Origin of the sequence: Sneathiella limimaris (assembly GCF_012932565.1) — a bacterium.
In the GTDB taxonomy this organism is placed as follows: domain Bacteria; phylum Pseudomonadota; class Alphaproteobacteria; order Sneathiellales; family Sneathiellaceae; genus Sneathiella; species Sneathiella limimaris.
The window spans coordinates 2,104,809-2,129,177 of record NZ_JABBYJ010000001.1 but is presented as its reverse complement, the minus strand read 5'-3'; the positions used below and the strand labels follow the sequence as shown (position 1 = coordinate 2,129,177).

Annotated in this window: 24 protein-coding genes and 2 tRNA genes; 14 read left to right on the top strand and 12 right to left on the bottom strand. The window is 50.6% G+C overall.

The genetic code is table 11. The features are described from left to right. Window positions 1-67: 67 nt before the first annotated feature. Window positions 68-1,282, bottom strand: a complete 1,215-nt coding sequence (locus HH301_RS10325) for a multidrug effflux MFS transporter (protein ID WP_169568821.1) — start codon at window positions 1,280-1,282, stop codon at window positions 68-70. A 201-nt stretch (window positions 1,283-1,483) separates the two neighbouring features. Between HH301_RS10325 and HH301_RS10320 the strand changes: the two genes are divergently transcribed. Further along, the gene (locus HH301_RS10320) at window positions 1,484-3,118 is read left to right on the top strand and encodes a tetratricopeptide repeat protein (protein ID WP_169568820.1); all 1,635 of its coding nucleotides are present in this window, start codon (window positions 1,484-1,486) and stop codon (window positions 3,116-3,118) included. Window positions 3,119-3,139: 21 nt separating this feature from the next. Here the strand turns inward: HH301_RS10320 and HH301_RS10315 are convergent, their stop codons facing one another. Continuing rightward, on the bottom strand, window positions 3,140-4,249 hold the full coding sequence (locus HH301_RS10315; protein WP_169568819.1) for a DUF2855 family protein: 1,110 nt from the start codon (window positions 4,247-4,249) through the stop codon (window positions 3,140-3,142). Window positions 4,250-4,430: 181 nt separating this feature from the next. Between HH301_RS10315 and HH301_RS10310 the strand changes: the two genes are divergently transcribed. Continuing rightward, on the top strand, window positions 4,431-5,594 hold the full coding sequence (locus HH301_RS10310; protein WP_169568818.1) for a TAXI family TRAP transporter solute-binding subunit: 1,164 nt from the start codon (window positions 4,431-4,433) through the stop codon (window positions 5,592-5,594). 95 nt (window positions 5,595-5,689) lie between these two features. Continuing rightward, window positions 5,690-7,687, top strand: coding sequence for a TRAP transporter permease (locus tag HH301_RS10305; protein WP_169568817.1), 1,998 nt, complete (start codon window positions 5,690-5,692; stop codon window positions 7,685-7,687). Between the two features lie 85 nt (window positions 7,688-7,772). Here the strand turns inward: HH301_RS10305 and HH301_RS17780 are convergent, their stop codons facing one another. The 6 genes from HH301_RS17780 to HH301_RS10280 all read right to left on the bottom strand — a co-directional run bounded on the left by HH301_RS17780 (window position 7,773) and on the right by HH301_RS10280 (window position 14,739). Beyond that, window positions 7,773-7,985, bottom strand: a complete 213-nt coding sequence (locus tag HH301_RS17780; RefSeq protein ID WP_277348841.1) for a GDCCVxC domain-containing (seleno)protein — start codon at window positions 7,983-7,985, stop codon at window positions 7,773-7,775. Between the two features lie 135 nt (window positions 7,986-8,120). Then, window positions 8,121-10,784: a valine--tRNA ligase gene (locus tag HH301_RS10300; RefSeq protein WP_169568816.1), complete on the bottom strand. Its 2,664-nt coding sequence runs from the start codon at window positions 10,782-10,784 to the stop codon at window positions 8,121-8,123. A 100-nt stretch (window positions 10,785-10,884) separates the two neighbouring features. Further along, a complete protein-coding gene (locus tag HH301_RS10295; protein WP_169568815.1) occupies window positions 10,885-11,580 on the bottom strand; it encodes a DUF2497 domain-containing protein in 696 nt (231 codons plus the stop codon). Between the two features lie 108 nt (window positions 11,581-11,688). Next, window positions 11,689-13,053 (bottom strand): TolC family outer membrane protein, encoded by a 1,365-nt coding sequence (locus HH301_RS10290; protein ID WP_169568814.1) that lies wholly within the window; start codon window positions 13,051-13,053, stop codon window positions 11,689-11,691. Between the two features lie 247 nt (window positions 13,054-13,300). Next, a complete protein-coding gene (locus HH301_RS10285; RefSeq protein ID WP_169568813.1) occupies window positions 13,301-13,954 on the bottom strand; it encodes a protein-L-isoaspartate O-methyltransferase family protein in 654 nt (217 codons plus the stop codon). Between the two features lie 125 nt (window positions 13,955-14,079). After that, window positions 14,080-14,739, bottom strand: a complete 660-nt coding sequence (locus HH301_RS10280) for a lipase family protein (RefSeq protein WP_169568812.1) — start codon at window positions 14,737-14,739, stop codon at window positions 14,080-14,082. Between the two features lie 141 nt (window positions 14,740-14,880). Here HH301_RS10280 and HH301_RS10275 point away from each other — a divergent pair. The 5 genes from HH301_RS10275 (at window position 14,881) to HH301_RS10255 (ending at window position 18,262) form a co-directional block, all read left to right on the top strand. Further along, a tRNA-Cys gene (locus HH301_RS10275) sits at window positions 14,881-14,954 on the top strand. Window positions 14,955-15,150: 196 nt separating this feature from the next. Further along, on the top strand, window positions 15,151-15,333 hold the full coding sequence (locus tag HH301_RS10270) for a YqaE/Pmp3 family membrane protein (protein WP_169568811.1): 183 nt from the start codon (window positions 15,151-15,153) through the stop codon (window positions 15,331-15,333). Between the two features lie 172 nt (window positions 15,334-15,505). Beyond that, window positions 15,506-15,581, top strand: a tRNA-Asn gene (locus HH301_RS10265). 306 nt (window positions 15,582-15,887) lie between these two features. Next, a complete protein-coding gene (locus HH301_RS10260; protein ID WP_169568810.1) occupies window positions 15,888-17,807 on the top strand; it encodes a PAS domain-containing hybrid sensor histidine kinase/response regulator in 1,920 nt (639 codons plus the stop codon). Window positions 17,808-17,935: 128 nt separating this feature from the next. Next, window positions 17,936-18,262 carry a GrlR family regulatory protein gene (locus HH301_RS10255; RefSeq protein ID WP_169568809.1) on the top strand — a complete coding sequence of 109 codons (327 nt, stop codon included), beginning with the start codon at window positions 17,936-17,938 and terminating at the stop codon, window positions 18,260-18,262. Between the two features lie 24 nt (window positions 18,263-18,286). Here HH301_RS10255 and HH301_RS10250 read toward each other — a convergent pair whose 3' ends face one another. Continuing rightward, window positions 18,287-18,499, bottom strand: a complete 213-nt coding sequence (locus tag HH301_RS10250; protein WP_169568808.1) for a DUF2061 domain-containing protein — start codon at window positions 18,497-18,499, stop codon at window positions 18,287-18,289. 127 nt (window positions 18,500-18,626) lie between these two features. Between HH301_RS10250 and HH301_RS10245 the strand changes: the two genes are divergently transcribed. Continuing rightward, window positions 18,627-19,478, top strand: coding sequence for a helix-turn-helix domain-containing protein (locus HH301_RS10245; RefSeq protein ID WP_169568807.1), 852 nt, complete (start codon window positions 18,627-18,629; stop codon window positions 19,476-19,478). 7 nt (window positions 19,479-19,485) lie between these two features. Here HH301_RS10245 and HH301_RS17775 read toward each other — a convergent pair whose 3' ends face one another. Both HH301_RS17775 and HH301_RS10240 read right to left on the bottom strand, forming a co-directional pair. After that, window positions 19,486-19,620 (bottom strand): hypothetical protein, encoded by a 135-nt coding sequence (locus tag HH301_RS17775; RefSeq protein WP_277348840.1) that lies wholly within the window; start codon window positions 19,618-19,620, stop codon window positions 19,486-19,488. A gap of 244 nt (window positions 19,621-19,864) precedes the next feature. Further along, a complete protein-coding gene (locus HH301_RS10240; RefSeq protein ID WP_169568806.1) occupies window positions 19,865-20,398 on the bottom strand; it encodes a hypothetical protein in 534 nt (177 codons plus the stop codon). A gap of 276 nt (window positions 20,399-20,674) precedes the next feature. On the opposite strand from HH301_RS10240, the gene HH301_RS10235 reads away from it, so the two are divergent. The 5 genes from HH301_RS10235 (at window position 20,675) to HH301_RS10215 (ending at window position 23,740) form a co-directional block, all read left to right on the top strand. Further along, window positions 20,675-21,214, top strand: a complete 540-nt coding sequence (locus HH301_RS10235; RefSeq protein WP_169568805.1) for a helix-turn-helix domain-containing protein — start codon at window positions 20,675-20,677, stop codon at window positions 21,212-21,214. Window positions 21,215-21,264: 50 nt separating this feature from the next. Then, complete coding sequence (locus HH301_RS10230; RefSeq protein WP_169568804.1) at window positions 21,265-21,873, top strand: hypothetical protein; 609 nt, start codon at window positions 21,265-21,267, stop codon at window positions 21,871-21,873. Window positions 21,874-21,980: 107 nt separating this feature from the next. Continuing rightward, window positions 21,981-22,373, top strand: coding sequence for a helix-turn-helix domain-containing protein (locus HH301_RS10225; RefSeq protein WP_169568803.1), 393 nt, complete (start codon window positions 21,981-21,983; stop codon window positions 22,371-22,373). Window positions 22,374-22,385: 12 nt separating this feature from the next. Beyond that, complete coding sequence (locus tag HH301_RS10220) at window positions 22,386-22,682, top strand: hypothetical protein (RefSeq protein ID WP_169568802.1); 297 nt, start codon at window positions 22,386-22,388, stop codon at window positions 22,680-22,682. Between the two features lie 137 nt (window positions 22,683-22,819). After that, window positions 22,820-23,740 carry a PhzF family phenazine biosynthesis protein gene (locus HH301_RS10215; protein ID WP_169568801.1) on the top strand — a complete coding sequence of 307 codons (921 nt, stop codon included), beginning with the start codon at window positions 22,820-22,822 and terminating at the stop codon, window positions 23,738-23,740. Window positions 23,741-23,747: 7 nt separating this feature from the next. Here HH301_RS10215 and HH301_RS10210 read toward each other — a convergent pair whose 3' ends face one another. Further along, on the bottom strand, window positions 23,748-24,269 hold the full coding sequence (locus tag HH301_RS10210) for a GNAT family N-acetyltransferase (RefSeq protein ID WP_169568800.1): 522 nt from the start codon (window positions 24,267-24,269) through the stop codon (window positions 23,748-23,750). Between the last annotated feature and the right edge of the window lie 100 nt (window positions 24,270-24,369).

Genomic DNA, 24,369 nt, shown 5'->3' with positions numbered 1-24,369 from the left:
AGTATCCGGATAATCAGGGAAGCGTAAAGCAGAAAAACCTCATACGGAGAAGTCAGTCGTGGATCTTTCAGTCGGCTCGCCTGTTAATCCACAACCCAAGCCCAAAGCTGATAGCAGCCAAGGTGCAGCACCCCACAATTGTCATGGCAAGCGGTGCTACGCTTCCGGGGAAAAGGCTGAACAAGGTTCCAACAATGAATGTTGCGATGGATCCCATCCCGATCTGCAGAGAACCGGCAAGACCTGACGCAGCCCCAACTCGTGCTGGATCTGCCCCAACGGCCGCAGCGAGCCCTGTTGATATACAAAAGCCGTTCCCGAAGGCAATAAACGACATCAATCCAATAAAGGTGTATGGGTTCAAGCCGACTAGCTGATCAACCATCAGGATCGCCAAGGCCCCCAAAAGGCTAACGGTCGCCCCAAAGGCTATCAGCTTGTTCAACCCAAAACGGATATTCAGCCGGGCGGTCAGGAAATTTCCCAAGATGTAAAGCGCTGAGACAGCAACAAATGCAAGGCCGAGTTCACTGGCAGAAATTCCCATCAAATCGATCAGTACATAAGATGAGCCCCCCAGAAAGGCGAAATAAGCGGATGTGCTGAACGCCACCATAAACGCATACGCATTGAATTTTGGGTTGCGGAATAGAAAGTAAAACGACAGCAACATATGGCCAATATGTGTGGGATGACGTTTTTCTCGCGGCAGGGTTTCCGAAAGGGAACGCGTTACAACGAAGAAAACGGTGAGCCCGCAGAGGGCGACGAAAATAAAGCTCGATTGCCAGCCATACAGATCCTCAAGAATGCCCCCGATAGCCGGCCCTAAAGTTGGCGCCAGTACAATCCCCATAGTCATATAGGCAATCACTGAAGTTGCTTGATTGGCGTCATATTTATCACGCACCATGGCCCGTCCCATAACCATGCCTGCACAGCCCCCAAAGGCCTGGATAATTCGCGCAACTATCAGCATTTCAATTGACTGAGCAAAATAGCAGAGCGCGCCGCCAATCACATAGGTCACCAGACCGAAATAAATCACAGGCATCCGACCGAACCGATCTGATATGGGCCCGTAGAAAAGCTGACCAATAGCAACTGAAGCCAGATAAAATGTCAAAGTCAGTTGAGCCAGCGCATATTCCGTCTCGAACGCCACCTGATAGGAGGAAATGGACGGCAGAATAATATTCATTGCGAGCGGCCCAACCATACTGATCAGGATCAGAGCAAGAATGGTTGAGTGGCTCAGAACTGGGGGATTTTTCTGGGACATGAGGATAACTTCTCGAGAGATAACCCGGCGAACCTATCCGAAAGATTGCTTGAGATCAATCATTTGAAACGGCGCTCAATCACATGGAGCAAATTGGCATAAAGGTGAGCGCATTCACAATTATTCAACTGGACAGGCTCAAGTTCTTCTCTTTACTATCCTAATATTGGGATTTTGGGTGGGGCTGAAAAGGATGGGATCATGTTAAGATTTGGCTTGGTATTCGCGGCTCTCTCTACCCTCTCTGCCTGTGTGACACCGGGCAACAGCTTATATGGCAGCCGAACCCAAGAAGTCATCCCGCCTTCCATCTCCCAAGTATTGGCCCCATCTGAGGTTGGAACATGCGCCGATGCCCGCTGCTATATGGATCTCGCCAAGACCCAGCTGTCCTATGGGAACCGGTTCGAGCAAGATTCCGCCCGGGTCGCATTTGCCGCAACCCATATTCTTCTGGACGAGGAAACGGAGGCGCTCGACATTTTGTCCAACATCAAGATCAAGAAATTCGAGCAGATCTTCTATAAAAACTTTGGGCAAATCGAAAAAAACAAGATCAATAAATTCATTATTGATACTCAACGCTGGGAAAATGTGGACCTCCCCCTCCCTGAGAGCCTGATTGGTCGCAACGAGGAATATGATACCCTGTATGCGTTTCTTTTGGCCCTAAATGGGGAGATCGACGCCGCCAACGCTCTCAGCAAGGGGTTTAAGGACAAGGGCAACCGGGACAAAGTCCTTTTCCTTCTCTGTTTGAAGGCACTGGACAGCAAGGAGTATGGCGCTGCTCAGAATTTTGCCAAGGAACTGGCTCCAGCTGGCCGAAATAAACAGGCCAGAAGTAAAGCCTTCACTATTATTCACAACAAGCTCTATCAGGAAGGCCTGAAGGCAGAGGCATTTGAAAGTCTTCAGGCACTGAATTTTCAGTCAGATAAAGACGCCGCCCACGCAGGGATAGCGATCGCCCTTGCCGGAGATGAACAACTGGAGGCAGCCCTAACGCTTGTTGACAAGATCATCACCTCTTTTCCCCGCAAGCTGGCTTATGAAGGGATCCTTCATCTATATGCAGAGCGGGGCGATCTGGACCAAATCCGATATATCATTGGGGAACTGCCTTATAATTACCGGGATGACCTGTCCTATGTGAAGCTGGTTGCCAATTTTGCCAAATCCGGTCATTTGGATGAGGCGGAGGATCTGCTCGCTGAAATTCCGAACGACAAGGAAACCATCTATTCCCTCTCACAGCTCGGCAAAGTCACAGGTGAAATGAGTTACTTCCAACAGGCGATGGTCCTTGCCTCAGAGCGGCAGAAGCAGGAAGGCCATAAAGTCATTCAGGGACTTGTTTTCCTGTCCAGCGATCTTGCACATGCTGGCTATTTCTCTGAATCCATCAAAACCCTGCATATGTACAAGATCCCGCCCCTTCGGAAATTAGTTCGGGAACTTGTCTTCTCAAGCGCTTTTAACTCACCCAACAAACCAATCCAATATGAAGACATCATGCAGATCGCCGAACAGGATATGAAACTTTCCAGAAGCGAGGAATATGGCCAGATCCTCAAGAACGCGACCAAGCTGATGCTGGTCAACCGGGCCAGCCTGGAAGGGATTGACCGCTACTTAAAAGCGACTGAGCAGGTCTCCAACACCTTCCTGCGTGAAGAGCTGCAAGGGCAGATCATCCCTGCCCTCGCCTATCTTGGGGAGTTTGATCGGGTCAACAAACTGGTCTCTGGTATGACCCACACCATGCCCCGTATTCTGGCGCTCTTGCGGTTATCCCGCTTTCATATCTTCAAGGACAAAATCGAAACAATCTGATCCTGTCCTTTAGATCTCTACTTATGAATGGGTCAGGATCAAAGATTTTGACGGGTCCACTTTGCCCATGACCAAGGACTGATAAGCTTCGAGCGCTGGTTTCGGCCCTTCCTGCCGATCAATCACCGTCAGGTTTGGTGCCATGGCAACCACGTCGGCCCAGATATCAGCGAGGCGCGCCTGCAAGCCGCCCGCGCCCCAATCCTCAGTCCGCTGCTTGATCCGGCCGGGGGCAAAGAAAGGGGCAATAGGCGCGCCAGGTAGATCCCGTTGCGGCCGTCCCGCATCCCAGTGGGAAATCCCAACCAGGCAGGAAAATTTCAGCTGTTCTTGAAAATGAAGATGGATCCGGTTGATCACATCCCCAGCGCCTGACATATCAATCAGCGCTGTTGGAAGGCTTGCATCCAGCGCTTCCACATCGCTATACACAACAACTTGATCATAGAGGTTTGAGGCTTCTACATAGGCCCGGTTACCCGGCGAAGTCAGCCCAACAAGGCGCGGAACATTTTCAAATTTCTGAAAACATCTGGCCGTCATCAGCGCCGTCTTGCTGGATGCACTGCCAATGAGGATCTGCTCTGACCCATAAAAGCCTGCCTCGGCGAACTGGTCGCAAATCATATAACCTGTGACAAAGAGGGGGCGAAATACAGGCCAGAGATCCCGCTCTCCTTGAATATCCGGCCCCATCCCGCGGACCCTGTTATACTGGTTATAGACCGGTGCCAGTTTCTGCCGGTGGGGCATTTCATCGACAAGGGAGGATCCGCTGACCCGACCCGGTTTCAAGATCACATGGCTGGAAAGTGGAAAGTAGCCGTAGAGCTCTTCTCCCACCTCAAGTTCTGGATGTTTGCTCCGTACAATTTCCGCAAATCCCCAAACGGGTAACTTGCCAAGGCTGTCATCGTTATGAGGAAAGAAAGCCCAGTAGCCTGGCATATCCGTCCAGCTTCCAAAGGATTTACCCATTGTGGCATAGGTAACGTTATTTGCCGTCAGGGCATAATGGCGAAGCGCAACTTCAATCTCTCCCTCTTCGAGGGTGGGTTCCGGTATATTTGTCTCCAGACGAGCCTGCCGGATATCGTCTTTCTCAATCGCAATCTGCCACCGCATAGTCATCGCGTCTCTCCCTGTCGTTATAATTTTGGCAGTCACAGTGACTGAAAACACTAATTTGGAAAAGAGCCTATTTTTCAACCATTGCTTCAAACGATCTTTTATGTGATCTTAACCCTACTAATGGGTCTTACTGAAAATGAAGAACAACCAGGTAGGACCGTTAACGGGAGGAACCAAAAAAATGAAAACCAAGTTACTTCACGCCACCCTTGTCACTTTTGCAGCTGCTGGAATTGCCAGTTCTGTGTCCGCTGCTGACATCAAGCTTCCAAATACGCTTGTCTCCACCGCATATAACACCGGGACCAGCGGCTATAACCAGATGGTTGGTGTCGGGAGTGTTCTGAAAAACAAATATGGCGTCAACCTTCGGGTTATTCCGGGCAAGAACGATGTGTCACGCCTGTCGCCTTTGAAAAGTGGCGTTGCCCACTTCTCAGCTACCGGTTCTGACAGTATCTACGCTCAGGAAGGTGTTTATGTGTTCGGCACCGACAAATGGGGACCACAACCAATCCGGCTCCTCTTGCATAACCTGGCTGATGGCTGCGCAGCTTCTTTGGTCACCGCAAAAGATGCGAACATTAAAACCATTGAGGATATGAAAGGCAAAAAAGTCGCCTGGATTCGGGGTACCGCATCCCTCAATCAGGCGATGAGCGCCTATATGGCCTACGCAAACATGGATTGGGATGATGTAGAAAAAGTGGAAATTGGGGGCTATGGTGCGTCAATTGATGCACTGATCAATGGGGACGTGGACGCCCTGATCGGTGCAACTTTCTCTAGCACCATGCTGAAAATTGATGCCTCCCCACGGGGTCTCTACCATCCACCAGCTCCTCATGGCTCCAAAGAAGGATGGGACCGTCTGAACAGTGTTGTCCCTTGGTACTACCGCCACAAATGTCTGCAGGGCCCTGGTGTTCCAGAAGGTGGATATGAAGGTGTTGGTACAGGTTATCCAATCCTGATTTCCAACACAGCCGTGTCTGAAGACATTGCCTATAACATGACAAAAGCCATGTATGAGCATTTCGACGACTACAAGGATAGTGCACCAGGTGCGAATGGCTGGGCGTGGGAGCGTCAAAAACTGGAAGTTTCCTTCATGCCATTCCATGAAGGCGCTGTTCGCTACTACAAAGAAAGCGGCAAATGGTCTGATGCGGCCGAGGCCAATCAGCAGAAAAACCTGAAACGTCAGGAAGTCCTGCAAAAAGCCTGGAAAGACTTCACTGCGGATGCTCCATCTGATGATGAGGCTTTCAAGAACGGTTGGGCAAAAGCCCGCGCCAGTGCTTTAGAAGCAGCTGGCATGATGGCGGTTTTCCAAAGCTGGTAATCGACCTTGGTGTCTGGAGCGAACAATGGTCGCTCCAGACACATTCTAATCGGCCTTCAGCCATTCATTTTTATTCCTGATCCGGGTTTTATCTCATGTCCACGACCGATAATCCTGAGGCTGGAACGGAGGAAATCGAAGACTTAGAATCTCTTCGGTATCGCCGTTTGTCACCCTTTTGGATGACTATTATCCTCGGGCTCACCACCCTTACAATTCTTCTTGCGGTTAATCAGCTCTTTAACCTCGGCTTCTTTAAAATGACCGCAGGTATGGTGCTGGTGACCAACCGTTATATGTACCTGTTGGCGGGTGTTATGATCGCGATGCTGTTCCTGATCATGCCAGCTACCAAAGGCTCCTCAAAGACCACTGTTCCCTGGTACGATGCCTTTCTCTTTCTGGGGACCCTTGCACTCACGGCCTATTACGTCTGGTTCGCAGAAGATATCCTCGATGAGGCGTGGGAGTTCAACCCACCAGAGCACGGGTTATATGTCTCACTTGCTCTATGGGCCGTGGTTCTGGAAGCAGGTCGCCGCGCAGGCGGGATTGCGGTCTTTATCATTGTCGCAGTGCTCTCGCTTTATCCGGTCTATGCGGATCTGATGCCAACAGTAATCTCAGGTGTTAGCAGACCATTTTTGTTGACCGGCGCGTTCCACATGTTCTCGGAAGAGAGCCTTTTGGGCATCCCCATGAAGGCCTTTTCATCGTTGGTATTTGGCTTCCTCCTGTTTGGAGTGGCGCTCATCTACACCGGCGCTGGCCAGTTCTTCATCAATCTCGCCTTTGCCCTCATGGGTCATGTGCGGGGGGGGCCGGCCAAGGTCGCCATTTTCTCAAGCGGTCTTTTTGGCTCCATGAGCGGCGGCCCCGTGACCAATGTGTTGACCACGGGCGCTCTAACCATCCCGGCCATGAAAAGTATCGGGGTTAGGCCTAAAACGGCCGCCGCGATTGAGGCTTGTGCGTCTACCGGTGGGGTGATGATGCCGCCCATCATGGGGGCAACCGCCTTCATCATGGCGGACTTTCTGAACGTTCGCTACATTGATGTCGCGATTGCCGCAGCAATCCCGTCCATTCTCTACTATCTGGGTCTTTTCATTCAGATCGATGCCTATGCGGCAGAGAATAAACTCTCTGGTCTACCGAAGGAGGAACTGATCTCCCTCAAGCAGGTATTTAAGGAAGGTTGGTACTATATTGCTGTCTTTGTCTTCCTCGTCTGGATGCTGATTTTCCTGAAACGGGAATCCCACGCGCCTTTCTACGCGACGATCCTGCTCTTGGCGATCAACCAGTTTAACCCCAAATACCGCCTGACCTTACAACGGTTCAAGGACATGGTATTTGCAGCAGGTGGCCTGCTTGCAGAACTGGCGGGGCTCCTGGCGGCAGTTGGTCTTATTGTCGGCGCATTGCAAGTGACCGGAATGACGGGCACACTGACCAATGACCTCGTTTATCTGGCAGGCGAAAATCAGTTTGCGCTCCTCATTATGGGGGCTGCAACCAGCTTTGTGCTGGGAATTGGGATGACAGTGACAGCCGCCTATATTTTCCTGGCGATTATTCTGGCGCCGGCACTGATCACGAGCGGTCTTGATGCCATGTCCGTGCATATGTTCCTGCTCTACTGGGGGATGCTCAGTTTCATTACGCCACCAGTGGCGCTGGCTGCCTTTGCGGCCGCCTCCGTCTCCAACTGTAAGCCTATGGAAACAGGTGTGGAAGCCATGCGGATCGGATCGATTATCTACTTCATTCCGTTCTTCTTTGTCTTCAATCCTGCCTTCCTCGGAAATGGCAGCCCAGTTGAGGTGGTCGTCGTCTGCTTGACTGCAATCATCGGGATCTTCCTGATCTCGGCTGCCTTGCAAGGTTATCTGATTTGGGTGGGCTCCCTCACCCGGCATCTGTTCAGCTTACCTGTGCGGGCGCTGTTCCTGATCGGTGGTCTGCTGCTTGCCTTACCCGGCGGCGGTATCCTGCCCTTTACCCACGGAGAGCTGGCCATCATCGCAGTGATCTGCACGGGCCTTGGCCTCGGTCTTAACCTGATGGGCCGTCGCCAACTGGCAACCTAAAGACAACCAAAGCCTGAAAGCGCCCCCAAAACCATGGCGCTTTCAGGAATAATAAGTTCGACCAAAACTGACTATCTTTCCGCGATCAATGACAACACTGGTCTCCGAGCTGTATCGGAGGACATGCTACTGTTCCATAGGAACAAAAAACGCAGCAATCTCCCTGCTCTGGCTTCAACAATTCACCGCAGCCTTTGCATTCGTAAAAATACTGACAGGCATCCGTCGGCATTTCCTCCGTTTCCTGATGACCGCATAATGGACAGGTAAGTGTTGAATGAGTTTTAAAGTCTGTCATTGGTGTTGACCCTTATTCATGAACTCTCTCTGTTCCTGCCGAGAGATCCATCGCCCACAAGATTATACGCTTCCAAGCACATAAAAAAAGCCCGGGGCGGTAACCCCGGGCTTTTCAGGTCTCGATTACCAACTCTTAGAGTTCAGCCAGTCTTTCGGCAGCTTCTTTGAGTTTGGCGAGTTTAATTTCGGCCTCAGACAGTTTGTCGCGCTCACCCTGCACAACGGCTTCGGGCGCACTTGAGACAAACTTCTCATTGCCAAGCTTCTTATTCAGCCCGGTCATGTAGCCTTCCAGCTTGCCAATTTCCTTGGCCAGGCGCGCTTTTTCCGCGTCCAGATCCATGGCACCGGCAAGTGGCAGCGCAACCGTCGCTCCGTCATGGACAAACTGCAAGGAGCCTTTTGGAAGCTCTGCATCCACATCCTTGCTTTCCAGCCGTGCAAGACGAGAGATCACTTCCCAATGTCGGGTGAGCCGATCCTTCTGGACGTCATTGCCATCATTGAAAATGAGCGGGATCTTGGCGCCAGCAGGCACATTCATTTCAGCCCGGACACCGCGAATGCCGCTGACAAGGCCCTGCAACCATTCCAGTTCCGCTTCCGCGTCCGCATCCACAGCATTCTCCGGATAAACCGGCCAGTCGGCGACGATCAGATCCGTGCTCCGGTTCGCGGCCACAGACTGCCACAATTCCTCGGTCACGAACGGCATAAACGGATGCAGAAGTTTCAGGATCTGGTCCAGAACCCAGGCTGCGGTGGAGCGGGTTTCTGACTTGATGGCCTCGTCATCGCCCTGGAACGGAATTTTTGCCAGTTCCAGATACCAGTCGCAGAAAACATTCCAGGTAAACGCGTAAACCGCGCCCGCCGCGTCATTGAAGCGGTAACCATCGCGCTCCCCTTCCAGAGCTTCACGAACGGCGGCTTCGCATTTGGCAACCTCACCAACGATCCAGCGATTGACTGGATCCTTCACCCCAAACGGATCAAATCCATCAGCGACCGCACAATCATTCATTTCGCAAAAGCGCGCTGCGTTCCAGAGCTTTGTCGTAAAGTTCCGATAGCCTTCGACCCGCTGCTCGGACAGGCGAACATCGCGCCCCTGCGCCGCACTGGCCGCCAGGAAGAAGCGAAGTGCATCTGCACCATAGCGATCAATCAGATCCAGCGGATCAACCACATTGCCCTTGGATTTGGACATCTTCGCGCCATGCTCATCGCGAACCAACGCATGGATGTAGACCGTATGGAACGGCGGCTCATCATCCATGAAATGAAGGCCCATCATCATCATCCGGGCAACCCAGAAGAAGATAATATCAAAGCCAGTAATCAACACATCCGTCTGGTAATATTTCGCAAGCTCCGGTGTTTTATCCGGCCAGCCTAGGGTTGAAAATGGCCAAAGCGCAGAGGAGAACCAGGTATCCAGAACATCCTCATCCTGATGCAGTTCAACATCACTGCCATAATGGGCTTTCGCCGCAGCAAGGGCCTGCTCCTCGGTTTCTTCTACGAAGATCATGTTATCAGGGCCAAACCAGGCCGGAATGCGATGACCCCACCAGAGTTGCCGTGAAATACACCAAGGCTGAATGTTGCGCATCCAGTCGTAATAGGTGTTGGTCCATTTGGCAGGGACAAACTTGGTGCGTCCCTGCTCCACCGCGCGAATGGCCGGCTGGGCAAGGGTTGCGGCATCGGCAAACCACTGATCGGTTAGAAAAGGTTCAATCACAACACCGGAGCGATCGCCGTAAGGCACCATATGGGTGTGATCCTCAATCTTCTCCAAAAGGCCAAGGCTTTCAATTTCCGCAACGATTTTCTTCCGCGCCTCAAAGCGCTCCATGCCGCGATATGCTTCCGGCACTTCATCGTTCAGGCAAGCATTGATATCCATGATGTTGATCACCTCAAGACCGGCGCGTTTGCCGACTTCAAAGTCATTAAAATCATGAGCTGGCGTGATCTTCACTGCACCGGAGCCTTGCTCTGGATCGGCGTATTCATCGGCAACAATCGGGATCCGACGGCCAACAATTGGCAGGATAACATGCTTGCCGATCAGGTCCTTGTAGCGGTCATCGTCTGGATGAACGGCAACGCCTGTATCACCCAGCATGGTTTCCGGCCGAGTAGTGGCAACAATAATATACCTGCCCTCTTCCCCTTCGATTGGGTAGCGGAAGTGCCACATGTGACTGTTGACTTCCTTCTGCTCAACTTCCAGATCGGAAATAGCAGTGTGGAATTTCGGATCCCAGTTGACCAGCCGCTTATCTCGGTAGATCAGCCCTTCTTTATAGAGCTGAACAAAAACCTTCCGAACAGCCTTTGAGAGGCCTTCATCCATGGTGAAGCGTTCCCGTCGCCAATCACAGGACGCACCAAGGCGATGCAACTGCCCAATGATGGAGCCGCCAGACTGGGCCTTCCAGTCCCAGATCTTGTCAATGAAGGCTTCCCGCCCAAGGTCATGACGGGTGACATTCTGCTCTGCCAGTTGACGTTCAACCACCATCTGGGTGGCAATACCCGCGTGGTCAGTGCCCGGCTGCCACAAGACATCCTTGCCCCGCATCCGCTCAAAGCGGACCAGAATATCCTGCAAGGTGTTATTGAGCGCATGGCCCATATGCAGGTTACCGGTAACGTTCGGCGGTGGGATCACGATGGTAAACGCATCTTCACTATCGTTTCGCCCACATTCAAAAGCTCCGCTTTCCATCCATCGGGAATAGAGCTTCTCCTCGACCTCCTGGGGTCGATAAGATTTGTCCAACATTTCTGTTGCCTTCTTAATTTCTAAAATCAGTCAATAATCAGATGTAAAGCGGGGCGCAAAGCGCCCCGTAGATTGGTGGTCGGCCCGCAGTCCCAGCTGATCAGTCGTCGTCGTCAGCGCGATCTGCGAGCTTGCTCACCTCACGCTCCACGATGCGTTGAACGATACTGGCAAGATGCTCATCCAGCCATTCTTTCAGCATGGGTCGCAATAGATCGCGAACCAATTCTTCCAAAGTCGCAGCAGAGTTCCCCATGGGCATGCCACGCGCTGCAGATACCGCCCCTGCCAGGCTGGCAAAGGAACTCGTCGCCGCCTGAACAACCGGCTCTTCCAGCAAGCTATCCAAATGTTTTTGTTCTGCCGCAGTGACCTGGGGCTCTGGTTCCGGTTCTGGCTCAGGCTCAGGTTCAGGCATCGGAACCGGTTCCATTTCCATCTCAACTTCAGGCTCTGGTTCTGGTTCCGGCTCAGGCTCAGGCTCAGGTTCTGGTTCCGGCTCTTCCATCACTTCCATGGTGGCATCCAGAACCATTTCATCCTCTTCGACTTCGTCAACGACGTCGGTCAGCTCCAGAACATCGTCTTCAGGTTCAGGCTCTGGTTCCGGCTCAGGCTCCGGCTCAGCTTCCATTTCAGGCTCAACAGCAACTTCCGGCTCGGCCTCGGCAGCTTCAGGCGCTTCGTCTTCCGCACCCTCGGCTTTCTCTTCCTCACCATCTTCTGAAATGATCCGGCGAATGGAAGCCAAGATCTCTTCCATCGTCGGTTCTTGTTCTGTTTTTGCGTCACTCATCGATTAACTCACCACCAGAAACGAAAGCTCAATTTCCTGAACTTACCGAAGAATGACAGAAAAAACCAGTCAAGTACATAATTTTAGATTGCAAAATCAGGGAGATGTTTAATCCAGGCCACCATCTGTACCGATCCACTTATTGCGAACCCGCTTGTAGTTGGCTTCCGGATCATAATATTCCACATTCAGACCCAGTTCCTTGGCACTCAAATTACCAACCGCTGCCAACACATCGTAGAGTGCAACATACACATTACGGCGAGCACTGACCAGGTTCACTTGGCTGTTCAGCAATTCCTGCTCCGCATCCAGCACATCCAACGTGGTACGGGAGCCAACCTGGGCCTCCTGCTGCACACCTTCAAGGGCGATGGTGTTCGCGCGAACCTGCTCTTCGGTTGACTGGATGTCAGCACGGGCTGATTCTAGTTGCTCCCACGCCTGAGTTACCGCTTCCCGGACATCACGAACCGCACTTTCGATTTCAATCTTCCGCTGGCTGTTGATTTGGCGGGCCTGGCGGACACTACTATAGACTGCACCTGACTGATAAAGTGGCACAGTCAGGGTCGCAGAAATACTAGCGCTTTCGCCCCACTGGGTTTCAGCAGACTGATCATCTGAATGCCCAACAGAACCATCCAGGGTCAGGCTCGGCAGCAACCGGCCCGATGTGGCTCGGATATTGTGCATAGAGCTTTCTTCCTGAAATTTGGCAGCTCTTACACTTGGGTTGTTGTTGATCCCAAGCTCAATTGCACTCTCCAGGCTTTCTGGAAAATCTGTTGGAAAACCCGGATACTGTAACTGACCCGGTTTTTGGCCGACAATCTTTTCGTAAGTGGCTTCGCTGGCCTTCAGGTTTCCGATCGAGCGGATCAATTCTGAATTGGCACCAGCAAGGCGGGCTTCTGCCTGAGCAACGTCAGTTCTGGTAATTTCACCCACTTCAAACCGGTCATTGGCAGCCTCAAGCTGACGGGTCAGAACTTCCACGTTATTCCGGTTCAATTCAACAACTGCTGTATCCCGAACCACATTCATGTAGGCAGAAACAGCAGACTGAAAAATGTTCTGCTCAACAGAAGACAGGTTTTCCCGTGCCGCCTTCACATCAGCTTCAGCCGCATTTGTATTGGCGTTCGTCTGCCCACCTTCATACAGAGGCTGCGAAACACTGAGCGCAAGAGACGACGGATTGTAAGTGCGATCTCCGCCTGTCGCAGTCGTGGAGGCAGATTTGTTATAGGTGCTACCGGCTTCACCAACCAGGGTGACCGTTGGGCGCCAGCCAGACAAAGCCTGCGGCACGCCCTCATCCACACTTCTCACGTTCGCTCGCTGAGACAGGATCGTCGGATTACTGTTGTAGGTCATAATCAGAGCTTCTTCCAAGGTCTCCGACTGAGCTGATGCAAATGGCACCAAAACCGCCAGAACTGAAGCCACCGAAATCTTTAGTTTTCTCATCAGATAACGCCCTTTAACAATTCCCCGTCGCCCAAGTCTACCAGTATAGCTGGTCTCAACATTGGAGTTTTTCGCTAGATTAACCATAAACTGTCTGGGGCAGCAGTTGCAAACCCCTATAAAGGTCTACTCAATTCAGAACCCTGAACAAAGCCAACATTGTGTCAAACTCACAACATTGTGACCTATGTCATAGTCTCTCAAGCGCACAAACATGACCTTGAGGCTCGAAATTCACCCTCAGATCTTAAAACTGGAAGCCAGCAGCTTTCGCCATCACACCCAGACGCGGGACTTCTGCATCAAACAGAGCAGACCGAACCAGCGTCCCATTCTCTTTGACATAAAGTGTTGCAACGCCAGGATTGGATCCGATCACACAGACCAGACGACCCCCTTCAGCCAATTGATCAAACAAAGCCTGAGGCACTTCATCAATTGCACCATTAATGTGAATGACATTAAAAGGTCCCTGCTTGGCGTTGCCTGCTTCCAGGTCACCGCTCACAACAGCCACATTATCTGCTTCAAGTGATGTCAGTGTTTCGCTGGCTTTTTCCACCAACTCTTCACGATCTTCGATAGCAACGACAGCCTGCGCAAGACGTCCGATAACCGCAGATGTGTAGCCTGTTCCACAAGCCACATCCAGAACGACATCGCTTTCCTGAACCTTCGCAGCCTGCAGCATCAGGGCAAAAACCCGTGGCTCAATCAAGTAACGGCCCGCTTCGATCTCCAGGTCCTCGTCCATGTAGGCAACGCCTTTGAGCGCCTTGGGAACAAAGGCCTCTCTTGGAACGGTGTCCATGGCCTCAGCAACACTATCGCTAGTAACTCGATTGGGACGAAGCTGACAGAGCACCATGGCATGGCGCGCTTCTGCGTAGTTTTCAGTCATCATGAGATTCCTGTTATCCTGCCTTTTAACTCAGAGAGACCGGAAAATTCGGTCAATTTGCGGCTTTTATACTGAAATTTTAACCCGCAAGGCAAGAAAGAAGCGACGCTTGCCAACGGTTTTCTTCAACCTCTTGGAAGTAGCGTTGTAATTTCGCCCGCAAGCCGACCTTCAGGACAGAGGGTCTTGGGTGCGCAGAGGACTTTTCTGACTGCCTCAAGTGAGTGCCCCTGACTGTCCAGAAGGATCCGTCCACCGACATGAACCCAGTCAGCTAACGCAGAGGGAAACCAGGGAACCCAGTCATGCCGGCTCTCAAATCTAAACAAGGGAACCGGATAGGCTAATGCGAATTTCTGGTCACTACTTTTGGGCGCGTTAAAACTGAAAACGGCATCGACCTTAAGCCATCCCCCAGCCAGAATTGCCATGGCTCCGCCCATGGAATGTCCTGTCAGGTAGATCTGCCCCCTCATCAAGGGTTTTATCAGCGGAATTAAGGCCCATACCCCTTTTGAATATCCATTATGTACACGCCCTGCCCCTGCGGGATTGGGGATCAAACGGGCTTTCAGGCTCGTTACAACATCCCGCCAGTTGAACAGGGAAAACTCTGTCCCCCGAAATGCGATAACCGTTTCATCCTGTCGGCTGGCCACAACACATTGATGAGCCCCCTTTGAAAATAAAATATACCCGTAGCCTCGGGCCTGCGCCTCTGCTCGTCCAATATCCGGCTCCAGATAGGCGATCGCCGCCCATTCTGCCGCTTCTGCTGGTGTCATTAAACTTCACTCCCCTCTTTTCAAACCTCTGATTTCCCTGAGGCCGCTTAAACTCTGAAAGCTCTGAAACTCTCCTGTTGACAGGACAGGCAGAAACTCATAAAACCCATGCACTTTTCGAAGTTACACCACATTATCTGGGGCCTGGTGGCGGAGTGGTGACGCAGCGGATTGCAAATCCGTGTACACCGGTTCGATTCCGGTCCAGGCCTCCATCTTCTCTTTTCTGAAAATCTGAACGGCTCAACATTGAACGCTGATCACGCGACCGCTTCTTTGGCTTGCGATGTTTGCTCCCATCCCGCCGCCCCTCACAAAAGTCGTTTGAGATACGTTTGTCGCAAACATATTGCCCCTCTAATCTCGCTTCGCTAACATGAGGCACGAATTAAATCCTTGGAGGATACCCATATGAGATTGATTATCGCGCTGTTGCTGCCCTTCCTGCTGTTCTTCACCATTGGAAAACCCTTTCAGGGCATTCTCTGCCTGATCTTGCAGATTACCTTGATCGGCTGGATTCCAGCAGCAATCTGGGCTGTTTATGCGCTCAGCCAGTACAACACGGATAAAAAGATCGCAGAACATCATTAATTTTGTGATTATTCAGCTGGCGTCGAGGGGTGAAAAACGCCCCTCAACCCTTTGAAAGAAAAGACTAAAGTTCAACTTTTACGAATTTTTTTCAAAAAAATGAAAATCAGGGCTTGGCAGCGAAACATTCCCTTGCTATAAGCCGCGAACCCGATACAATCGGGTCCACTGATCCCCGATAGCTCAGTTGGTAGAGCAGTTGACTGTTAATCAATTTGTCGCAGGTTCGAGTCCTGCTCGGGGAGCCAATATTGAAACCCCTCGGTAGAGCATCCGCTCCCGGGGGGTTTTGCTTTTTGGGATCATAAAACTGTTCGGGATGGCACCCGTCACACCCGCCGCTCACCAGCTCTGCAAAAGCGCTGAACACACCCCCAATTTCGGGCAAAATTTAGACAAAATTAATCAATTGGATCCAATATATTCTGATGTATCGGGAGCGTGTGTATTCTCAGTAAAATCATCAGCAGAATGTGCCGTCGCTCCATTCTCTGAGTTGGTGTCTGTATGAAGTTAGTTTTCGCCAGGTTTAATTAAGCATGTCGGTGATTGAAATGTCTCCGCAAGAGTCCGACATCCGGAACCTCATCCGCAACAGTCCGATTGGCGCGACAGTGTTCGTTCCTGAAACGGTTGAAGTTCTGATGGCGAACCAGGCTTTTCTAGATTTTATCGGTGCCACCAGTGAAGAAGAATTCCTCAACTTCAACAGGCAACAGACCTGGATTAGCAAGACGGCTTATAACGAGGCCAAAGAGCTGATCACGTCTGGCAAACCCCTTCAGAATTTTGAGGCCGAACGGCTTTGCATGGATGGCAATATTCGCTGGGTCCTGATCAACTCCCAATCCACCGAATTCGAAGGCAGACCGGCTGAAATCTTCTGGCAGATCGATATCACCCAACGCAAAAAAGCGGAGAGCAGGGTTCGAGAGAACGAAGCCCGGTTTCGGCAGATCCTGGAAGCCAGCCCCATTGCCATCGGCATCACGCGAGAGACAGATCAAATCATTCAATACGCCAATAGTAACTATGCAGAATTATTGGGTTACGATCTCAAAGATCTGATTGGCCAGAAAGCTGTCGATGTATGGGCGGATCCCAAAGAGCGGCAGGAAGTCATTGAACTGTATCAACAACAAGGGTTTATCGAGCACCGGGTCGTCAGAGGAAAACATAAAAGCGGTAGGTTACTTTGGCTCTCGCTGAACTGGAAAAGCTTCGTATTAAACGAGGAAAAATGCCATCTTTTCTGGGCCTATGACATTACGGCGCAAAAAGATACCGAACGCGATCTTTCCGTTGCAAAAGAACAGGCGGAGGCAGCAACCAAGGCAAAATCCGCTTTCCTTGCGTCCATGAGCCATGAAATTCGAACACCCTTGAACGGGGTCCTTGGCATCGCTGAGCTGTTGCGCCTTTCCGATCTCGATCCAAATCAAACGGCAAAAGTCGAAACAATTCTCTCCTCCGGCAAGGATCTGTTGGCCATCGTCAACGATGTTCTGGACATGAGCAAAATAGAATCCGGCAAGTTTGAACTGGAAACCAAAGCCTTCTCGCCAACCAAGCTGGTGAACGATGTCATTCTGCCCTTTGAATCCCTGGCCCAAAAGAAATCCCTTGAATTGATCATCCAGAACCAGATTGACCCAGATCTGGAACTGGACGGAGATGGCAACCGGATCAAGCAGATGCTATGGAACCTACTCAGCAATGCGCTGAAGTTTACGGGCACCGGCAAAATTTCTGTGACCAGCGAATTTATCAAAAATGCCGACTTACCTTCTGCCTTGTCCTTGATGGAAAAGGATACAATTCTGAAATTGACCGTGGCAGATACGGGTAAGGGCATTGACCCTGCCCGACTGAAAGCGATTTTCGAACCCTTCTCACAAGAAGACAACACCATCACCCGAAAATTCGGCGGCACCGGGCTTGGACTGTCCATTATCCTTAATCTGACAAAACTCATGGGCGGCGACATTGAGGTTAAAAGCCAGGTCGATCACGGATCGACCTTTAGCATTTATCTTCCCTTCGACGCGCCTCATGCCATGCGGGAGGCCCCTCAAGATCAGGCAGAAGCTGGCTATGAGCTCTCCACAAAATCATGCAAGGTGCTTGTCGCTGAAGACAATCCGGTAAATGCCCAAATTACAATGGCCTTTCTGAAAAAAGCCGGCCACGAGGTCCAACTGGTTGGAAACGGTCGACTAGCTGTCGAGGCCTGCCAAACCGATTGGGCGGACCTTATTCTCATGGATGTCCACATGCCTGAAATGAATGGTGTTGAGGCGACACAAGCCATTCGCAAACACATTTCTGCTGACATCCCGATCATTGGCTTAACAGCGGAAGCCTTCACCGATAGTCATAGCGAATTCAAGGATGCAGGAATGAATGAGGTACTGACCAAGCCCTTCAAGCCCAGCCAACTTTTCGATGCAATTTCGCGGCAAATCAGCAGGTAAAGAAATATGACACCTCACACCTCACCCACAAGAAAACGGGCATTCTGCTATGGACTTTACTTCACAACCAACAGGGCCATATCAGTAGAGGTTGCACAATCTGTTCAGGAAAAGGGGAGTATCTGATCATGCAGGAGGGACTATACACTGGGGAGTTCGAAACCCCATTCGGCAAGGGGACCGGGGTACTGCATTTCTCCAATGGTGAGATAAATGGCGGTAATTCTGCCCTTTTCTACGTTGGCACCTATTCCGTTGACGGGAATACCTTAAACGCCGAAGTGCGGACCAAACGCTTCACCATATCCGGTGAGGTGGCCTCCATCTTCGGTGTGGACGACATCACGATCCATATGGAGGGCGAAATCGATGGGGATACTATTGTCATCGATGGGGTTGCAGATGAAGTTCCGGATATGCAAATGCGAGGAAAGCTGAGCCGCGTCAATCTGTAACAAACGCTCCTGTCAGGCAGCATCTCAGGCTGACTTTCGCTGCCTCCCCCAGGTTATTCGGCTCCATATCTTTTCGTGAATAAAGAAGAATACAAAGCCAGAGAACGAGGCACTGACTGCCAACATAAAGGCGCTCAGAACTTCACCTGTCTGGATATAACTGAGCATCGTCACAACAATAATGCCCAGCAACTGCCAGGTAACGGACTTAATAACGATCCGAAAGGTACTCTCCATCAACAACCATCCTTCTTGAGCTGATTGTGAAGAGATACAGACTTTCTGCTCACGCGAACATTAGGTGTTTCCGCTCATATTTCTCTATTTTGTTTATTTTTATCAACAATGATGATAAAAATTTTAAATGGATAAGAGAGAACGCGCCTGGACATTTCGCGACCGATTGCTCAGCCGAATGCAGGCATCAAAACTGAACCAGAGCGAATTAGCGCGCCGTTGTGGTGTTGATCGATCAACCATCGCACAATTGCTCAATGAGGAGTCAACCAGACTACCGAACGCCCATTTGGCAGCAGAATGTGCAAATGCCCTGGGCGTTAGCCTCGACTGGCTGCTTGGTTTGACAGAACGAAGCGAAACCGCAGCCGACCTGCTGCAAGTTTCTATCAATTTGACTGAAGCTGCGCGCACGCCTACAGACGCTCAATTAAGGGACTGGTTTCGAGAGGCCAAAGGCCACAAAATCCGCCATGTCCCGGCGACCCTGCCTGATATTATTAAAACAGATGCGGTCATGCAGTTTGAATATTCGGCCTTCCTGACCAAGACACCCGAGCAAGCCGCCAAGACCACTTCTGATCATATGAAATGGGTCCAGCAACCAGGATCAGATTATGAAATCTGTATCCCCAAAGATATGCTTCACTCACTGATCCGTGGCGATGGGTATTGGACGGGCTTATCAAAGACAGCAAGAGAAGAACAGGTCGAGCATATCATCCAGTATTGCCGGAACTTCTATCCATCCGTCAGAATATATGTCTACGACCCTAAAGTCGTTTTTTCAGCCCCGATCACCATATTCGGCCCTTTGCTGGCCGTCATTTATATCGGCCAATATTATATGGTTTTTCGAGAAAACAGGCAGATACAGGCGCTCACTCAACATTTCGACAACTTGGTTAAAGAATCCGAGATTGATGCCCGCTCAGTATCGGAGCATATCGAAGACATATTGAAAGCAAATACAGTTTAATGCCCGTTTACAGACCATTCATTGCAAGTTCAGGCATCTGTGCCAGCAGGTCTATGGCCGACTGCCGATTGAGGATCCGACTGCCCAGCGTTTTTGCAAAAACCGCAAGCGCATCGGTCAGGCCTGGAAATTTCATATCCATTCCTTTTTCCACCTATGAATGTTGGCTAAAAATGTGACTGCCCTGAAATTTTAGTCAGTAGGCTCCGATGATCGATAGTCTCATCAAACCTGATCGCCTTAACCTGTTTCGAAATTTTTCTTATTTTTCAATACTATGAAACAAATTCTCTTGCCGATCAGGCACAAAAAAAGGCCCGGAAATCATAGCCAGATTTCTGAACCCTTTTTCGAACTGTGAGAGATAGACTATCAGAGCGTACCCGTTATGTCAAGTCTTTTTTCTCCATAATGGTGTATTGGCGATATATAAGCTGATAAAAAGAAAGGCCATCTTCCAGGTTTTTCCGCGCAAATCCTTTGCGCCGGGCCAATGTCCGATCTACTTCCCGGCAGCTTCTCCCGAAAACAACTATATCCAATACAGCCGACACATGTATTCCCTCTTCCCCGGCATAGCGCGCCCAATTGGAGAATATAAACTCCAGTTCATGGGACGGTTCGGTATAAGGACCCCGGCTTCCCGGCGTAAAGGTGTAATTTTGCGCCCGAACCCCGGAGCCCGCATAGAGCCGCTGAAAGCCGCCATACAATCGGGACGCGGCTTTTATCTGGCAATCACTAAACCCCTTCCAAAAGGCGAGTTGCTGTCGCGGCTTATTTTGAGCCAGTTGCAGTTTTTCATCTGCATATTGCCTTATATCCTGTGGCCGATAGTTGAGATTGGCCGGCTCTCCCAAGTTTAATTCATTTTCCCCCAAAATTACGTTTTTACGCTTGTGTCTTACACGTTTTGACATTTTGATACCCCATCAAACCAAAATTATGGTTATATAATAAAAGCGAATTATTTGAGGCCACCCCGTTACCTGTAGTTGTTGAATTTAAAATTTAAAACCCTGCACCCCCAACTTAAAAGGATTTTATTTTTCAACAACTTCATGTATTAAATATTATTTATAGGATAATTATATTGATATATATTCTACCTATGAGAATAAATTATAATTCTCTGATAGTCAAGGTTTTTTACGATTTTCGTAAATGGCAAATCCCATACGAAACTTGGAAAAGTAATGAAGCATCAATGGATTGAAGAGAGGCTTGCGGATCTTTCTAAAAACAAAAGTGAGCTCGCCTCTGCCCTTTCCCTCCCCCCCTCACGGGTCACAGAAATCATTGCTGGCAAGCGTCAGGTTAAATTGAATGAGCTTCGTCCCATGGCTCGTTTTCTCCGATTACCCCTAACACATCTGTTTTGGCTTCTGGAGGGGAATACCTCCAGCAACAGAGGAATTCATCCCCGACAACAACCTGTCGCATTGTGGGTTGTTGGAGAGCAAAAAAGTCCGGATGCTCCCCTGTCCGTCTGGCCTCATCAGCACCATTACCTGTTGAGCCTTCCGCTCCCGAAGCTTATTCAACTGGACCAATGTTTCTTGGTGGAAGCCCCAAAACAAACAAGAAACGGCGCAAGAAAGCTGCTTCTCTACCAATCCCACTCCCCGCTATGCCCCAACTGGCGCCGTCACACCCAGCAGCTAACACATCAGAAATCGGCCCTATTGGTAACCATTTCCCTGGAGCATGAATGCCTGATCTCAGGGTCTGGGTAGCTTCAACTTTCCCATTTCCCAACCCCACTCTCATATGATAAAAATCTCACATGACACGAACTGGTAAAATCTCATACCCGAAACGGTTGATGGCTGGCTATAAGGAGACTCTTTTTGTTCCCATGGCCATGACCTTTGCCACGAGCGACCAGCGAGAGGATTTGAAACTGGCCAACCAGTTGATCAAACTGGGCATTTATTTTCATAACCTGTCCCAGCATATCCTGCAGCGGGCCCCAACAGTAATCCTTGATTTCCCGGCGCCAGGCACACTCGATGAGACCTTTTCCGATGAAGATGCCTATGCTAAGGCTTTTGACGCTCAGGTTTCCTCAAAAGATGATAATTTGCAAACCTTTACAAAAGCCATCTTGGGAAGCTTCCTTCTTCATAATGGACAGGCGCCCGGATCTAAGGGGGAAGACAAAAGCCGTTTCCTGCTTCTGGATCCGGAAACGCTGATCGGGACTGCCCTCACTTATCAGGATAAGTCGATTTACGGCTTTGCCCTTTACCTGCTGGCACCCAAATGTAATCGACTGGTCTTTTTTGGGGCAGGAACCCGCGGGTCTACCAAGAAGATTCTCGATGAATTTCAAACCCCGAATTTTGACTGGCAGTCCTTCAGCAAATCCTACGCAGCTTATCGCTCGGCCTAGGTTTCTTGACCTATCTGGCCCGCCTCCCGCCCGGGAATCATCCGAAATTGTTGACTTTTGCATCAACACAACTTATATTGTTGATCAAGACATCAACGGAGAATGGGATGACTGATACCTATTCACAACCGATTATAAACACCGCCCCCGCGGCGGATGAGCTAAAATTGCTGATGGAGCATCGGACGCCGATGGGCTCCACCCTGAAAGAGCTGCTGGCCAACCTGCCAAAAGAAGAACGGCTAGAGGTCCTGAAGGACGTTGCCGGCAATCTGGCGCGGGATGTTGCCGCTGAACTGGTCCATAGTGAGATCAGTAAAGCCGGCAAGGGACTTCGGCAGATTGAAAAGGAAACTGGATTACAGCCCGCGGTCATTTCGCGAATTGCCACCGGTTATCATAAAAACGGGCCTGACCTCTCGTCCCTGTTTAAGATCGCCCTTGCCCTTGGCAAAACGGTTCATATCACCTTTGAAGATCCTATTGAGGATGATGATTAAGAGCCGTGCCTCATGCCTATCATCAGTCAATCCGACCTTGACCTTCTGAAACTGCTGGCCGCAACGCTGCTGATCCTGCCTGCCACTTATGCTGCCTTTTTCCTGGGACGGAGTTACTGGCGGGACTGGCAGGCAACGCGAAAGCCTGACCTCAGGGCAACCCTGCAAAGCGGCGCGAGCATTGACCGAAAACTAAATTCCTTACTCCCCCTGCCGGTATTCCTGGTCACTCTGCTTGGTATTCTGTTGCAGTTACTTTCCCTCCTGCTGGAAGGGATCGATCATTTCTGCCCCGGTTTCATTCAGTAAATGCACCGCTTTTTTTGAAATGATTATTGTGCGCTCCATTACAAAAATTTGCAAAGGGGACGCATTCAACTTTAAATGCCAGCCATCCTCCCCAAGTGAAAAGACGGACAGGAAAGACACAAACAGAGGATGTTAAAATGAGTGACGTAAATACCGCCAAAACAGAGGGCCGAATTATACCTGTCCAGATTGTAAATGCATTTGTCAAAGACGGCACAGGCGGCAATCCAGCGGGTGTTGTTCTGGATGCAGATAATTTAAGTGCCGACGACAAACTGGCGATCGCCGCTAAAGTCGGGCTTTCGGAAACAGCATTTGTATCAACGTCAGAGACCGAAACCATCAAACTGGATTTCTTTACCCCCAACCGTCAGATTGCCCATTGCGGCCATGCAACCATCGCCACTTTTTCATATCTTGCCAGTCTGGGTCGGGTTGCTGAAGGAGATGCCTCCAAGGAGACTGTCGACGGCCCCCGTCAAATCAAATTACAGGATGGCGCTGCCTATATGGAGCAGTTAGCCCCCCGATATGACACCGCAGAAAGCTGGCCGGCAAAAGATGTATCGGATGAGACTATCCTCTCCTCCCTCGGCCTAACTGCAAACGACCTGATTGAAGGAAGTCGGCCGACCCTGGTCAATACCGGCAACAACTTCATATTGGTAGGTGTTAAAACCCCTGAAATCCTGCAGAACCTGACCGCCGACCAAGGTGCAATTGAAGCCATTTCCAATAAGCTGGATTTAATTGGCTATTATGTCTTCACGCTGGAGGGAACCGAAGAGGGCGTGACTGCAACCAGCCGCATGTTTGCCCCGGCCTATGGTATTGAAGAAGAAGCTGCTACCGGTATGGCGGCAGGCCCCCTTGCCTGCCTTCTCCATGACCAGTTCGGTTATAAAACGGACACCCTGATCCTTGAACAAGGTCGGTTCATGAGCCCCGCCTCTCCCAGCGAAATTACAGTCAATCTATCCTTAGAAAACGGCCAGATCACTGGCCTGATGGCTGGCGGCTACGGCAAGGTGATGCAAATCCTTGAGGTTGAGATTTAAGATACCTTTAAAGCCCTCGGATCATGGCGATGCGGGGGCCCATTTCCTTGAATATCTCCCGCTCCTTTTGCAGGATCCTAGCAAGGCCTGGCCATTGCCCATCCGGTTCCAGCAGGGTAAAACCCATTCGTCCGTAAAAGGGGGCGTTAAAAGGCACATACTGGAAGGTTGTTAGGGTCAGCGCGCGCCATTTTTGGGCGCGGCAATCGGTGATCACAGACTTGAGCAGATTACGGCCGATCCCTCGGCCCGCCTGATCCGAGCAGACAGAAATTTCCTTCAAATGTGCTTCGCCGTCTACTTCTGTGACCAGCGCAAAACCGACAGGGCCAGTCCCAATCAATTCCGCTATTAAGAGACGGACTGAGGGTGGGAGCTTTTCATAGTAACTTTGGGGGACCGGTTCGGCCTCGGCCAGTTCCTCAATTCCCACCTGACGAAACAAGGCCCCGGCAGAGCGTTCAATTTCCGGCAGGTAAGGATAGTCCTCACGGGTCGCGAAGCGAATATGCACAGTCTCTTCAGTCATGGGATGAGCTAACGTTATTCAGGCCAAAAAACAACCTAAAAGGCGAGATGATCAGATCCGAAGAATGGACCTGCGAAAAGTGGGTTTAAAACGGATAGGG